Annotated in this window: 14 protein-coding genes; 10 read left to right on the top strand and 4 right to left on the bottom strand. The window is 71.9% G+C overall.

From position 1 onward, the window contains the following. Positions 1-4 precede the first annotated feature (4 nt). Together AB0N82_RS11755 and AB0N82_RS11750 are read left to right on the top strand one after the other, a co-directional pair. The gene (locus AB0N82_RS11755; protein ID WP_363391784.1) at positions 5-793 is read left to right on the top strand and encodes a methyltransferase domain-containing protein; all 789 of its coding nucleotides are present in this window, start codon (positions 5-7) and stop codon (positions 791-793) included. 26 nt (positions 794-819) lie between these two features. Then, on the top strand, positions 820-1611 hold the full coding sequence (locus tag AB0N82_RS11750; protein ID WP_363391782.1) for an MOSC domain-containing protein: 792 nt from the start codon (positions 820-822) through the stop codon (positions 1609-1611). A gap of 60 nt (positions 1612-1671) precedes the next feature. On the opposite strand, the gene AB0N82_RS11745 is transcribed toward AB0N82_RS11750, so the two are convergent. Further along, on the bottom strand, positions 1672-2364 hold the full coding sequence (locus AB0N82_RS11745; RefSeq protein ID WP_363391780.1) for a TRIC cation channel family protein: 693 nt from the start codon (positions 2362-2364) through the stop codon (positions 1672-1674). 86 nt (positions 2365-2450) lie between these two features. Here AB0N82_RS11745 and recO point away from each other — a divergent pair, with 86 nt between their 5' ends. Together recO and AB0N82_RS11735 are read left to right on the top strand one after the other, a co-directional pair. Then, positions 2451-3179, top strand: coding sequence for a DNA repair protein RecO (recO, locus tag AB0N82_RS11740; protein WP_315995637.1), 729 nt, complete (start codon positions 2451-2453; stop codon positions 3177-3179). Beyond that, complete coding sequence (locus AB0N82_RS11735) at positions 3176-3979, top strand: isoprenyl transferase (protein ID WP_315995638.1); 804 nt, start codon at positions 3176-3178, stop codon at positions 3977-3979. The genes recO and AB0N82_RS11735 overlap by 4 nt, the downstream gene beginning before the upstream one ends. A gap of 4 nt (positions 3980-3983) precedes the next feature. On the opposite strand, the gene AB0N82_RS11730 is transcribed toward AB0N82_RS11735, so the two are convergent. The 3 genes from AB0N82_RS11730 to AB0N82_RS11720 are packed head-to-tail and all read right to left on the bottom strand — an operon-like array spanning position 3984 to position 6328. Then, on the bottom strand, positions 3984-4907 hold the full coding sequence (locus AB0N82_RS11730; RefSeq protein WP_363391778.1) for an NAD(P)-dependent oxidoreductase: 924 nt from the start codon (positions 4905-4907) through the stop codon (positions 3984-3986). Next, positions 4900-5502: a methyltransferase gene (locus AB0N82_RS11725; RefSeq protein ID WP_363391776.1), complete on the bottom strand. Its 603-nt coding sequence runs from the start codon at positions 5500-5502 to the stop codon at positions 4900-4902. Before AB0N82_RS11725 ends, AB0N82_RS11730 begins: the two co-directional genes overlap by 8 nt. Before the next feature lie 28 nt (positions 5503-5530). Then, a complete protein-coding gene (locus AB0N82_RS11720; RefSeq protein WP_363391774.1) occupies positions 5531-6328 on the bottom strand; it encodes an IclR family transcriptional regulator in 798 nt (265 codons plus the stop codon). Between the two features lie 114 nt (positions 6329-6442). Here AB0N82_RS11720 and AB0N82_RS11715 point away from each other — a divergent pair, with 114 nt between their 5' ends. From AB0N82_RS11715 to AB0N82_RS11690, 6 genes are all read left to right on the top strand, one after another. Continuing rightward, complete coding sequence (locus AB0N82_RS11715) at positions 6443-7429, top strand: tripartite tricarboxylate transporter substrate-binding protein (protein ID WP_363391772.1); 987 nt, start codon at positions 6443-6445, stop codon at positions 7427-7429. Beyond that, positions 7426-8037, top strand: a complete 612-nt coding sequence (locus AB0N82_RS11710; RefSeq protein WP_315995643.1) for a tripartite tricarboxylate transporter TctB family protein — start codon at positions 7426-7428, stop codon at positions 8035-8037. Before AB0N82_RS11715 ends, AB0N82_RS11710 begins: the two co-directional genes overlap by 4 nt. Further along, positions 8037-9548: a tripartite tricarboxylate transporter permease gene (locus AB0N82_RS11705; RefSeq protein WP_315995644.1), complete on the top strand. Its 1512-nt coding sequence runs from the start codon at positions 8037-8039 to the stop codon at positions 9546-9548. The genes AB0N82_RS11710 and AB0N82_RS11705 overlap by 1 nt, the downstream gene beginning before the upstream one ends. Further along, positions 9545-10768 (top strand): CoA transferase, encoded by a 1224-nt coding sequence (locus tag AB0N82_RS11700; RefSeq protein WP_315995645.1) that lies wholly within the window; start codon positions 9545-9547, stop codon positions 10766-10768. Before AB0N82_RS11705 ends, AB0N82_RS11700 begins: the two co-directional genes overlap by 4 nt. Then, positions 10765-11571 carry a citryl-CoA lyase gene (locus AB0N82_RS11695; protein ID WP_315995646.1) on the top strand — a complete coding sequence of 269 codons (807 nt, stop codon included), beginning with the start codon at positions 10765-10767 and terminating at the stop codon, positions 11569-11571. Before AB0N82_RS11700 ends, AB0N82_RS11695 begins: the two co-directional genes overlap by 4 nt. Before the next feature lie 83 nt (positions 11572-11654). Further along, positions 11655-12338 carry a DsbA family oxidoreductase gene (locus AB0N82_RS11690; RefSeq protein ID WP_363391769.1) on the top strand — a complete coding sequence of 228 codons (684 nt, stop codon included), beginning with the start codon at positions 11655-11657 and terminating at the stop codon, positions 12336-12338. Positions 12339-12364: the final 26 nt, after the last annotated feature.

Genomic DNA, 12364 nt, shown 5'->3' with positions numbered 1-12364 from the left:
GGCCGTGGCCTACGCCCACGGACACCACGAGAGCGTGCTGCGTTCCCACGCCGCGCGCACCGTCGCCGACTCGGCGGCGTACCTGGTGTCTTCGCTGTCGGCCGGCACCCGCATCCTCGATGTGGGCGCCGGCCCCGGCACCATCACCGTCGACCTCGCCGACCGGGTCTTCCCGGGTGAGGTCGTCGGGGTGGATGCCGCCTCCGACGTCGTCGAGATCGCCCGCGCCGCCGCCGGCGAGCGCACGAACGTGACCTTCCGCACCGGCGACGCCTACGCCCTCGACGTGCCCGACGCCTCGTTCGACATCGTCCACGCCCATCAGGTGCTCCAGCATCTCGAGCGGCCCGTCGACGCCCTGCGGGAGTTCCGCCGCGTCGCGGGACCCGACGGCCTGGTGGCGGTGCGCGACGTCGACTACGGCGGGGTGATCTGGCATCCGCTCATCCCCGCCCTCGACGAATGGCTCGAGATCTACCACGGCGTGCACCGCGGGTCGTCGGGAGAACCCGACGCGGGGCGCGTGCTGAAGGCGTGGGCGCGCGAAGCCGGGTTCTCGCGCGTCGAGGCGAGCGCGAGCGTGTGGGTGTTCGACACGCCGGAGAAGCGCGCCTGGTGGGGCGGCATGTGGGCCGACCGTGTACTCGCCTCGGCGTTCGCGGGGCACGCCAGGCGACTGGGCCTCGCGGATGGGGCGACCCTGCAGCGCATCTCGGACGCGTGGCGGGAGTGGGCCGCGCACCCCGACGGGTGGATCCTGCTGCCGCACGGCGAGGTGCTCGCGCGGTGGTGACGGCGGTGGAGGGCGTGGATGCGAGGATGAGCGATGTGATCCGCGTCGACGCCCTCTACCGCTACCCCGTCAAGGGCTTCACGCCCGAGAAGCGCGACAGTCTCGTCGTCCAGGACGACGGTCGCGTGCAGGGCGATCGCTCGCTCGTTTTCCGCTTCGCCGATGCCCTCGAGCCGGCGGATGCCACCTTCCCGAAGAGCCGCGGACTCGCGCTCATGTCGTTCCCCACGCTGGCGCGCGTGGAGCTCACCTTCGACGATGAGGCGCGGACGCTGCGACTGCGCGTCGACGACATCGACGTGACCGCCGATCTGAGCGACGAGGGCCGTGCGCGGCTCAGCGAGGCGGTCACGGCCTACCTGCGCTCGACGAGCGATGCGAAGCTGCTCGAGGCCGACGGCATCCTGCCCCTGGGACTGCTCGGAGACGGGGTGACGGCACGCTTCCAGGACCGGCCCCGCGGGTACATCTCGCTGCATGGAGCGCCCTCGGTGTCCGACCTGGATGCCGCGGTGCCGGCGCCCGTCGACGATCGCCGGTTCCGCTCGAACATCGTCGTCTCGGGCGCTGCCCCGTGGGAAGAGCTCACGTGGCGCGGTCGCGTGCGGATCGGCGAGGTCGAGTTCGAGGTGCAGAAGCCGATCGAGCGGTGCGCGGCGATCACCGCGAACCCCGACACCGGCGTGCGCGACGCGCGCCTGCTCCGCGTGCTGACCGGCGAGTTCGGTCAGCACGAGCCGACCCTCGGCATCCTGTTGCTCCCCGTCGCGGCGGGCGGAACGATCCGCGTCGGCGACGAGGTCGTCCTCGACGGGTGAGTCGCCGGGATTCGTCGCCGCGCGCCCGCCCGAGGCGACGAATCGCGGCGACTCGCGCGGTCACTCGTCGGTGCGGATGATGGGGATGCCGGTGGTCTCGACCGCGACCTTGCGGCGGTAGAGCTTGCGCTGCTCGGGCAGCGAGAGGTCGAACAGCACGGCGAGCACGCGGATGACGGTCGTCACCACCACACCGATCACCGCGGCGATCGGCAGCGGCACGCCGAAGGCGGCGGTCGTCGCCAACACGACGCATCCGCCGCCCGCAGCCACGGCGTAGAGCGAGCCCACGTGCATGATCGCCACCGGCAGGCCCATCAGCACGTCGCGGAGCACGCTGCCGCCGGCCGCGGCCAGCACCCCCACGAAGATGGCGGGTACCGCGGGCATCCCCAGGGCCAGCGCCTTCGAGGTGCCGAAGGCGCCGAAGAGGCCGATCACGACGGCGTCGAGCATCACGATCGCGCGGTTGAGTCGCTGGAAGATCCCCGACAGCAGCATGCCCACGATCGAGGCGAGCGTCGCGGTGATGAGGTACCAGTTGCTCTGCAGCGTGGCCGGCGTGAGACCCAGCAGCAGGTCGCGGATGAGACCCCCGCCCATCCCGAGCAGGATGCCGATGATCGCCACCCCGAGCAGATCGAGCCGGCGCTGGCCCTGGAACCCCGAGGCGAAGAGGGCTCCCTGGACGCCGCCGAGCGCGACGGCGGTCAGGTCGGCCCACAGGGGGATGACGAAGGTCGGGGAGTCCACGGCATCCATTCTCCGGCCCGTGCCTGGGCGGGTGGGGGAGGCGCGTCGCGCAGGCCGCTCACGGGTGCGCGGACGGATAATGGACTGTGCCCACCTACCGCGACGAAGTCGTGGTCCTGCGTACCCACAAGCTCGGGGAGGCGGACCGCATCCTCACCCTCCTCAGCCGCCGCAACGGAAAGATCCGCGCGGTCGCGAAGGGCGTGCGGCGGACGTCGTCGAAGTTCGGCTCGCGCCTCGAGCCCTTCATGGTCGCCGACGTGCAGCTGTTCAAGGGCCGCAACCTCGACATCGTGCAGCAGGCCGAGTCGCTCGGCTCGTACGGAGCCGAGATCGTGGCGAACTACGACGTGTACACCACGGCCAGCGCCATGGTCGAGACCGCCGATCGTCTCAATGAGGCCGAGGCGACGCCCCAGCAGTATCTGCTGCTGGTCGGTGGACTGCGTTCCCTGGCGCGCGGTGAGCATTCCGAGCGGAGCGTGCTCGACTCGTACCTCCTGCGCGCCATGGCCCTCTCGGGCTGGGCGCCGGGGCTCACGGAGTGCGCGCGCTGCGGCACGATCGGCGACCACGATTACTTCCTCGCCCAGCTCGGCGGCGTCGTCTGCTCGACGTGCGCGCCCGCGGGCTCGCCGCGCGTCGCGCGCGACACCGTCGACATGCTCCGCGCGCTCATGGCGGGGGAGTGGGAGACCATCGACACCGCCCCCGGCCGCACGGTGGCCGCCGCCTCGGGCCTCGTGGCCGCGTACGCGCAGTTCCACCTGGAGCGCGGCATCCGTTCCCTCTCGCACCTGGAGTCGCATCGATGACACCGAAGCCGTTCACGCACCGCGACGCCGTGCCGTACCGCCCCCTCGACTGGACGGGCGAGTACCCGCCCAGCTACCCCAAGGGGGCCGTGCCCGAGCATGTCGCGATCGTCATGGACGGCAACGGCCGCTGGGCCAACCGCCAGGGGCTCACGCGCGTCGAGGGTCACCGCGCGGGAGAGGCCGCGCTGCTCGACGTGGTCGCGGGAGCCATCCAGGCCGGGGTGAAGCACCTGTCGGTGTACGCCTTCTCGACCGAGAACTGGTCGCGTTCTCCCGATGAGGTGCGCTTCCTCATGGGCTTCAACCGCGAGGTCCTGCACCGTCGTCGCGATCAGCTGAACGAGTGGGGCGTGCGCATCCGCTGGTCGGGTCGTAAGCCGCGCCTGTGGGGCTCGGTCATCAAGGAACTGCAGCACGCCGAACGACTCACCGAGGGCAACTCGACTCTGACGCTGACCATGTGCGTCAACTACGGCGGGCGTGTGGAGATCGTGGATGCCATGCGCCGGATCGGCGACGACATCGCGGCCGGGAAGCTCAAGCCGTCGGCCGTGACCGAGAAGCTCATCCGCAAGAACCTCTACCAGCCCGACATGCCCGACGTGGATCTGTTCGTGCGCTCCAGTGGCGAGCAGCGCACCTCGAACTTCCTGCTGTGGGAGTCCGCGTACGCCGAGATGGTGTTCCTCGACACGCTCTGGCCCGACTTCCGCCGCACGCACCTGTGGGATGCCATCGGGCTCTACCTCTCGCGCGATCGCCGCTTCGGCGGTGCGGTCGACGCGCCGACGGCGTGACCGACTACGGCGCCAGCTCGGCCCGGAGGGAGGCGGCGGCCTCCATGGCCACGCGACGCATCGCCTCGCGCGTCTGCCCGCCGATGTGAGGGGTGACCACCACGTTCGCCCGATCGCGCAGCGGGTGGTCGGCGGGCATCGGCTCGACTTCGGAGACGTCGAGGCCCGCTCCGCCCACCTCCCCGGCGTCGAGCGCGGTGGCGAGGGCGTCCTCGTCGACGACCCCGCCGCGAGAAGTGTTCACCACGACCGCGTGAGAGCGCATGCGTCGGAACTGCGCGGCGCCGAGCAGCCCTCGCGTCGCGGGGACGAGGGGGACGTGCACGCTGACCGCGTCGGACTCGGCGAGCAGTTCGTCGAGGGCACGCGGGTCGGAGCCGTCGGCGCGGACGACGTCGTCGGGCACGGCGGGATCGAACGCGAGGATGCGCACGCCGAAGCCTCCCTGGGCGATCCGCGCGACGCGGCGTGCGATCCGGCCGTAGCCGATGAGCCCGAGCGTCGAGCCGCTCAGTTCGGCCCCGACCAGGGCGTCACGGTCGGCGGTACCTGCGGCCGCGGCCCCGATACCGCGCCGCACCGCCATGAGCAGGGCGATCGCGTGCTCGGCGACCGAGAGCACGTTCGCTTCGGGTGTCGTCGTGACCCGGATGCCGTGCTCCCGGGCGAAGGCGGTGTCCACGGTGTCGGTGCCGACGCCGTGCCGCGCGACGATGCGCAGCCGTGGCATCCGGCTCAGCTGTCCGGCATCCATCCGGGCGGTGCGCAGGAGCACGCCCTGTGCAAGCGGCGCGATGTCGGCCTCGGTCGCGGCATCCTGCCCCCAGCCTCGGCGGACCTCCGCCCACGTCTCGAGCTCGCCGATCGCGTCGGGGTGCACCTCTCGGGGGATCCAGATGAGCGGGCGGGCGGTTGCCACCTCAGACACGCGGCACCAGGGCGCGGTTGGCGCTGCGGCGGTCGGCCTCTGCGCGCACCAGGGCGTCGGCGGCGGACATGACCTCGGCGATGCGCTCGCGAGGGACGATCGTGATCCCGTCGGCATCGCCGACGACCCAATCGCCCGGCGCCACGGGAACCCCGCCCACGGTGACGACGCCGCCGAGGCGGTAGGGGCCGGTCTTCCACGGCCCCGCGGGCGTCACCGCGCGGGCGAAGACCGGCACCCCCACCTCGCGGAGCTCGACCGCATCGCGGGCGGCCCCGTCGAGCACGATGCCGGCGACGCCCAGCGCCTTGGCCTTCTCGGCGACGAGTTCGCCGATGAGCGCGCGCGTCTCATCCGCCCCGCCGTCGACGACGAGGACCTCGCCCGCGCGGATCTGCTCGAACGCCGCGTGCACGCCCTTGTTGTCACCGGGGCGGGTGAGGAGCGTGGCCGCGGGTCCGGACACGACCGCCCCCTCCCACAGGGGGGAGACGCCGCGGGCGACCCCGAAGCGCTCCATCGCATCGCCGACGGTCGCGGCGGCGTAGGCGCCCGGAGGCGGGTAGACGGTGCTGTCGGGGATCGTGCTCGTCATCGGGCGGTCCTCTCGATCGGGAAGGGGGTCAGTCCAGGGCGGCGGGCAGGCCGGTGCGCCGGATGTCGGCGGCCGCCGCCGTCAACGCGTCGAGGAACACGGGCACCCGTTCCTCGGTGAAGCGCGCGGTGGGTCCGCCGAGCCCGAGCACGACCGCCGGTCGGCGCTCGTCGCCCTCGCGCACGATGACCGCGACGCCGCTGTTCCCCGGCTCCCGTGCGCCGTGCGAGACGGCGTACCCGTCGCGACGGGCGTCGTGGACCGCGGCGCGGAAGGAGGCGACGTCGACGGCGGACCGCTCGGCCGCGGGAAGCGCCTCGAGGACGTGGTCGGCGGCGTCCGGCCCGCTCGCCGCCACGAGGAGCGTCGAGGCGGCTCCGAGCACGAGCGGCATCTCGTCGCCGACCTGGACGACGTGGCGGAGCGAGTAGGGGCTGGGCGACTGCCCGACGGCTACGCGCCGCAGGCCGCTGCGCGCGTAGAGGCTCGCGGTCTCGCCGGTCTCCTGGGCGAGCCGCGTCATGCGGTCGGCGGTCTCGTCGGGGACGGCCCACGCGGCCTCGGCGAACGCCGCCAGACGGATCAGGCGCGCCCCCACCGTGATGCGTCCGTCGGCAGCGTGCCGCAGCATCCGCTCGCCGACGAGGGTGTCGATCAGGCGCAGCACCGTGGTGCGCGGGAGCCCGCTCTCGCGGACGATCTCGGCGAGCGAGAGCACGGGCCGGGCCGCGGTGAAGCACTGCAGCACCTCGAACGCGCGGGCGACGGCGCGCACGCCCCCTCCCTCGGAAGCAGAACGCTCGGATGCCTCGGTCACGGTGGACACGGTCGCTCCCCTCCGCGGTGCGCCGGTTGCACCTGCTCGGTCCCGAGTGTACCGTCTGGTGGACACCGGAGTCCACTAGATGGACACCTGACATCTTCACGAAGGAGTGACGACGTGAGAACCAGACGCGTCCTGTGGAACGCCCTCGGGATCGCCGCCACCGCGGCGCTCGTCGGCGTGGCCGCAGTGAATGCCAGCGGCTCGACCGCCGGAGTAGACCCCCGCGCCAAGCTGACCATCATGGCCCCGGCCGCACCCGGCGGGGGGTGGGACCTCGCCTCCCGCGAGTCGCAGCAGGTCCTGCGCTCGACCTCGGTCGTGAACAACGTGCAGGTGGTGAACGTCCCCGGAGCCGGCGGCACGATCGGTCTCGGCCAATTCACTCAGCTCGGCGACGATCCGACGAACCTCATGATGACCGGCACGGTCATGGAGGGCGCGATCACGGTCAACGGATCGGAGGCGACCCTGGGCGACACGACCCCGATCGCCCGGCTCGCCGAGGACTACATCGTCTTCATCGTGCCCGCGAACTCGCCCTTCCAGAACCTCGACGACTTCATCCAGGCCTGGCGTGCCGACCCGCACGGCCAGGCCGTCGGCGGCGGCGGCATCGGCGGCACCGACCATCTGCTCACCGGTCTGACGGCGCAGGCCGCCGGCATCGACCCCGGAGCGATCAACTACGTCTCGTACGCCGGCGGAGGCGAAGTGCTGACCGCCCTGCTGTCGAACACGGTGGCGGTCGGCGTCAGCGGCTACAACGACTTCAGCGATCAGATCGAGGCCGGACGCCTCCGGGCCCTCGCCGTCTCGGCCGAGGAGCCGGTGCCCGGCATCGACATCCCCACCTTCATCGAGCAGGGCGTCGACGTGAACCTGCCGAACTGGCGAGGACTCGTGGCACCCCCCGGCATCACCGACGCGCAGCGCGACGAGCTCGTCGCGATCGTCGAGGAGATGGCCGCGACCCCCGAGTGGACCGAGGTGATGGAGCGCAACCGCTGGCGCGACGCACTGCTGACCGGCTCCGAATTCGCCGACTTCATCGAGCAGGACCAAGCGCGTGTGAACGCCATCATCGAGGAGCTGGGCCTGTGAGCGGCGTCATCCCCACCATCCCGCGGACCCACCGCGTCCGCACCTCCGACGGGTTCTGGCGCCGCCGCTCCGGACTCGTCGTCCCGGCGGTGATGCTCGCCATCGGCGTCGCGCTCATCATCGGAACGATCACGATGACCGTGCCGGCCAACACCGCACCCCCGGGCCCGCAGCTGTTCCCGACGATCATCGCGGTCGCCGTGATCGTGCTCGCGGTGCTGCTCGCGGTCGACATCCTGCGCCGGCCCGAACCGGTCGACGTGGCCGACGCCGGCGCCACCGACGATGACGCCGACGTCGACGACGAGGCGCTCCTCGCCGCCGTGGAGGGCCGCGAACCCGAAGCGCCCGCCGTGCGGCCCCGCAGCAACCTCTGGGCCATGCTGGGCGCCGTCGGGACGGTCGTCGTCTTCATCGCGGCGCTCACCCCGCTGGGGTGGCTGCTCTCGGGAGCGTTCCTGTTCTGGGGGATCGCGCGCGCGCTCGGCAGCCGCCGGCCGGTCTTCGACATCTTCCTGTCGCTGGCGATCTCCGCCCTCGTGCAGATCGCCTTCTCGGGCGGCCTCGGACTCAATCTTCCGCCCGGAATCCTGGAGGGACTCTTCTGATGGATGCGCTCGTCAACCTGGGGGAGGGCTTCGCCGTCGTCCTCACCCCCATCAACATGCTGTGGGTGCTCATCGGCGCCGTTCTGGGGACCGCGGTCGGTGTGCTGCCGGGCCTCGGCTCGGCGATGGCCGTCGCCCTGCTGCTGCCCGTCACCTTCTCGCTCGACCCCATCGGCGCGTTCATCATGTTCGCCGGCGTGCTCTTCGGCGGCCTCTTCGGCGACTCGATCGCCGGCATCCTCATGAACACCCCCGGCAACAGCACCGCGATCGCGGGCTCGATCGAGGGTCACCGCATGGCCAAGAGCGGCCGCGCCGCGCAGGCGCTCGCCACCTCGGCGATCGGCGCCTTCATCGGTGGGATCGTGGCATCCATCCTCGTGGTGTTCTTCGCGCCGCGACTGGCGGAGCTGGCGACCCTCTTCGGCCCCGCCGAGTACCTCGCGCTCGCCGTGTTCGCGTTCGTGGCGATCTCCGCCGTGGTGACCGAGTCGGTGGTGCGCGGTCTCGCGGCCCTGGTGATCGGCCTGGCGATCTCGGTCGTCGGCATCGACGGCGCCTCCGGCACCTCGCGCTTCACCTTCGGCCTGCCGGAACTGTTCGACGGCATCGACATCGTCGTGATCACGGTCGGGCTCCTGGCGCTGGGCGAGGTGTTCAGCGTCGCCGCACGACGCGGCACGCCCGACGAGACGAAGCTGCTGCCCTCGACCGGCCGGCTCTGGCTGTCGTTCCGCGAGCTGCGGCAGGCGCTTCCCGCGTGGCTGCGCGGCACGGCGATCGGCATCCCGTTCGGCATCATCCCCGTCGGCGGCTCCGAGGTGCCCACGTTCCTGTCGTACGGCGCCGAGCGCAAGCTCGACGGTCGCCGCAAGAAGCCGATGTTCGGACGCGGAGCGATCCAGGGTGTCGCCGGTCCCGAGGCGGCCGGCAACGCCACCGCCGGAACGGCGATGGGCGCCCTGCTCGCGCTGGGCCTTCCGACCTCGGCCACCGCGGCGATCCTGCTCGCGGCCTTCCGGCAGTACGGACTGCAGCCGGGGCCCCTGCTGTTCGACCGCGCGCCCGACCTCGTGTGGGCTCTGCTGGCGAGCTTCTTCGTCGGCATGGTCGTGCTGCTCATCCTCAACCTCCCGTTCGCGCCGTTGTGGGCGAAGCTGCTGAAGGTGCCGCGTCACTACCTCTACGCCGGCATCACGGTCTTCGCGATGCTGGGCGTCTACGCCACCAGCAGCAAGATCCTCGACCTCGTGCTCGTGCTCGTGGTGGGCCTGCTCGGCTTCCTCATGCGCCGGTACGGGCTGCCCGTCGCGCCGATGCTGATCGCGATCATCCTCGGACCGCTCGCCGAGACCGAGTACCGCCGTGCGATGGCCGTCAGCGAGGGGGATGCCGGCATCCTGGTGTCGAGCCCCATCTCGATCACCCTCTATGCGGTGCTCGCGGTCGCGATCGTCGGGGTCGTCTTCACCCGCGTCCGCTCGGCCCGCCGTTCGAAGGCCGCGGTATGACCGACACGGATGCCGGGACGCCCGGGCCGCTGGCCGGAGTGACGGTCCTCGATCTGACGAACGTGCTCGCGGGCCCCTATGCCGCGTACCAGCTCGCGCTGATGGGCGCCGACGTCATCAAGGTCGAGACCCCGCACGGCGGCGACCTGGCCCGACGGCTCGGCACCTCGGCCGAGCTGAACGCGCGCCACCTGGGCATCTCCTTCCTCGCCCAGAACGCGCAGAAACGGTCGATCACGCTCGATCTCAAGACCGAGGGCGGCGCGCAGGCGCTGCGCCGGCTGGTCGCGACCGCCGACGTGCTCGTGGAGAACTTCCGGCCGGGGGTGCTCGAGCGGCTCGGGTTCGGCTGGGAGCAGCTGCAGGCCCTCAACTCCCGCCTCATCCTGTGCCAAATCTCCGGATTCGGCCAGACCGGACCGATGCGGACGAAGCCGGCCTACGACCAGATCATCCAGGGCTACTCGGGGATGATGAGCGTCACGGGGACCGAGGAGACCGGCCCGCTGCGCGCCGGCTTCCCCCTCGCCGACACCATCGGCGGGCTCGCCGCGGCCTTCGCCGTGTCGAGCGCCCTCGCCGGCCGGGCCCGAACGGGGGTCGGCAGCGTCATCGACGTGTCGATGCTCGAGACCGCCGTGACCGCGATGGGCTGGGTGGTGTCGAACCTGCTCGTCGACGGTCACGAGCCGCGACCGCTCGGCAACGACAACGGCACCGCGGCACCCTCGGGCGCCTTCGCCACCGGCGACGGGCTGCTCAACATCGCCGCGAACAAGCAGGAGCAGTTCGAGACGCTGTGCGCGCTCGTCGATCGGGCGGAGCTCAGCACCGACCCGCGGTTCGCCGAACGCGAGAGTCGCAAGACCCACCGGGCGGCCCTCACGGCCGAGCTGGAACGCGCCCTCGCGGCCCGGCCCGCGGCCGAGTGGGAGGACCTCCTGAGCTCGGCCGGGGTCCCGGCCGCGGCGGTCCTGCGCGTGGACCAGATGCTCGCGAGCCCGCAGATCCGCGATCGCGGGCTCGTGCACGAACTGCCGTTCCCGGGCGGCGGCGGTGATCCGTTGCGGGTGCTCGGCAACGGCATCCGCATCGACGGGGCTCCCTCCACCCCGCGCACCCCGCCCCCCGTGCTCGGCGAGCACACCGACGAGATCCTGGCGGCGCTCGGCTACTCCGCCGACGACATCGCCGCCCTGCACGAGGAAGGCGCCGTATGACCGACGACCAGCTCGCCCCCGTCACCGCCTGGTGGGCGACCGCCATCACCCGCATCCAGCCCGGGGAGATCGCCTTCCGCGGTCGCCCGGTGCAGGACCTCATCGGCACGACGGGCTTCGTCGACACGATCTGGCTGCTCGTGACCGGTGGCGACCTCGCGCCGGCGCGCCGGCACCTCCTCGAGGCGACCCTGGTCGCCAGTGTCGATCACGGACCGCAGGCGCCGTCGATCGCGAGCGCACGCATGGCGGCCACCTGCGGCGTCGGCATCAACTCGGCGATGGCGAACGGCATCAACGTGCTCGGCGACACCCACGGCGGCGCCGGTCAGCAGTGCGTCGCGATGCTCGGCCGCATGGTGGACGCGCACCGCGAGGGCGCCGGGAACTGGGACGACCTCGCCACCGACGAGATCGCGCAGCACCGCGCGCGCGGCGCGTTCGTGCCGGGCTTCGGGCATCGCTTCCACCCCGTCGACCCGCGCCGGGATCCGCTGCTCGCGCTGGTCGAGCAGGCCGCGGCATCGGGAGACGTCGTCGGCGACCATCTGCGTGCCGGCCTCGCGATCGAACGGGCGCTCGCCTCACGCGGAGTGCCGATGAACATCGACGGCATCTCGGCGATCGTGTACGGCGAGCTCGGGGTCGAGCCGGAGCTCGCGCGCGGACTCTTCGTCCTCGCGCGCTCCGTCGGGATCCTCGCCCACGCGTGGGAGGAGAGCCGCTCGGGTCGGCGCATCAAGGGTCCGCTGCCTCCTCCGCTGCTCGCGGACTACACGGGGCCGGCGGTGCCGGAGCGATGACCCGCCGGTGATGAACGGCGAGGGATCCGGGAGAAGGATGCCGCGCGGGGAATAGACGGACGAGTCGCGCCGTTGCACGCGATATGACGGATGCCATCAAGATCGACGTGTGGAGCGACATCGCCTGCCCCTGGTGCTACATCGGCAAGCGGAACCTCGAGAACGGCCTGGCGGCCACGGCCGCGGACGACGACGCCCCGGTCGTCGAGATCGAGTACCACTCGTTCGAGCTGTCGCCCGACACCCCCGAGGACTTCCACGGCGGCGAGATCGACTACCTCTCGCAGCACAAGGGCATCTCCGCCGAGCAGGCCCGCGAGATGCTCGACCGCGTCACGGGTGTCGCGGCCGACGCGGGGCTCGCGTACCGCTTCGACATCCTGCAGCACACCAACACCGTGAAGGCGCACGAGCTGCTGCACTTCGCGAAGGAGAACGGCAAGCAGCTGGAGCTCGCGGAACTGCTCATGTCGGCGTACTTCCTCGAGGGCAAACACGTGGGTCGCGACGACGACCTCGTCGCCCTCGCGGTCGAGGTCGGTCTCGACGAGGCCGAGGCCCGCGAGGCCCTCTCCTCGCAGCGCTACCGCGCCGCCGTGCGCGCCGACCAGGAGCAGGCCCGCCAGTTCGGCATCACGGGCGTTCCCTTCTTCGTGATCGACGGCAAATACGGCGTGAGCGGTGCACAGCCGGTCGAGGCGTTCTCGCAGATCGCGCGTCAGGTGTGGGGCGAGCGTCGTGAGGTCGCGGAGACCGCCGACGCGTGAGGCTCCTCCCCACCCGGTGCCCGTCC

Origin of the sequence: Microbacterium sp. NPDC089186 (assembly GCF_040685115.1) — a bacterium.
GTDB lineage: Bacteria > Actinomycetota > Actinomycetes > Actinomycetales > Microbacteriaceae > Microbacterium > Microbacterium galbum.
Note: the sequence above shows the minus strand (reverse complement) of the source record. Positions and strands in the feature narration are given on the sequence as shown.